1 protein-coding gene is annotated in these 1427 nt (G+C 65.2%); it reads left to right on the top strand.

Annotated features, from left to right (window positions below; translation table 11 throughout):
• The first annotated feature begins 134 nt into the window (after positions 1–134).
• The gene (locus tag CEX88_RS25750) at positions 135–1370 is read left to right on the top strand and encodes an IS256 family transposase (RefSeq protein WP_013470347.1); all 1236 of its coding nucleotides are present in this window, start codon (positions 135–137) and stop codon (positions 1368–1370) included.
• The last annotated feature ends 57 nt before the right edge of the window (positions 1371–1427 follow it).

The raw sequence follows: 1427 nt of genomic DNA, 5'->3' as shown, positions 1-1427 counted from the left end.
GGTTGCGTCCAGCAGAGTGGTGTACGAGTCGGACCTGATCGGCGGTACCGGCGTGTCGTAGCCGAGTGATTGAAGGTCATCGCGTGATTCTTCGAGGGACCGTCCAAAGTCACTCGAGCAAAGGAATCAACGCGATGACCACTGCCCACGATATCGACCTGCCCGCCGTGTTGGCCGAACGACTCACCAGCTGCCATCCCGATGTGCTGCGCGAGCTGCTGGCCACCTTCATCCACACGCTGATGGGTGCTGAAGCCGACGCCCTGTGCGGTGCGGGCTACGGCCAGCGCAGCTCCGACCGGACGAATTCCCGCAATGGGTATCGTCACCGCGAGTTCGACACTCGGGCAGGCACATTGGATCTGGCGATCCCCAAGTTGCGCCACGGCTCGTACTTCCCGGAATGGCTGCTGGAGCGCCGCAAGCGCGCCGAGCGAGCCCTGACCACCGTGGTGGCGACCTGCTACCTGCTCGGGGTCTCGACACGGCGGATGGACAAGCTGGTGGAGACCCTGGGCATCACCAGCCTGTCGAAATCGCAGGTATCGGTGATGGCCAAGGAACTCGACACCGCCGTCGAGTCCTTTCGGACCCGCCCCCTGGATGCCGGCCCGTACACGTTCGTCGCTGCAGATGCCCTGGTCCTCAAAGTCCGCGAGGGCGGCCGGGTGGTCAACGTGCACGCGCTGATCGCAACCGGCGTCAACGCCGAGGGCTACCGCGAAATCCTGGGCATCGACGTCAGCACCGCCGAGGACGGGGCGGGCTGGTTGACGTTCTGGCGGTCGCTGACCGCCCGCGGCCTGTCCGGGGTCAAGCTCGTCACCAGCGACGCGCACGCCGGCTTGGTGGCCGCGATCGGCGCCACGCTGCCCGGCGCGGCCTGGCAGCGCTGCCGCACCCACTACACGACCAACCTGATGGCGATCACCCCGAAAGCGTCGTGGCCGTGGGTACGCACCCTGCTGCATTCGGTGTTCGACCAGCCTGACAAGGAATCGGTTGCAGCGCAATACGATCGGATCATCGATGCTCTCGCCGATAAGCTCCCCAAGGTCGCCGACCACCTGGAATCCGCTCGCCCGGATTTGCTCGCCTTCACTAACTTCCCCAAGCAGATTTGGCGTCAGATCTGGTCGAACAATCCCCAGGAACGGCTCAATAAGGAGATCCGCCGGCGCACCGACGTCGTGGGCATCTTCCCCGACCGCGACGCCCTGATCCGCCTCGTCGGGGCCGTATTGGCCGAACAACACGACGAATGGGCCGAGTCTCGGCGCTACCTCGGCCTCGACGCGCTGAGCAAATCACGTGCCGTCAACGACACCCCGAGCGAACAGGAGGCCACGCCGGCGGCACTGACCGCCTGAACCATCACCTCGAAGAATCACCCGACGACGTCGTACACCACGTCCCTGGACTTGACC

Source organism: Mycobacterium neumannii (genome assembly GCF_002245615.1).
GTDB lineage: Bacteria > Actinomycetota > Actinomycetes > Mycobacteriales > Mycobacteriaceae > Mycobacterium > Mycobacterium neumannii_A.
The sequence above is the reverse complement of the archived record's forward strand: the minus strand, read 5'-3'. Positions and strand labels throughout refer to the sequence as shown.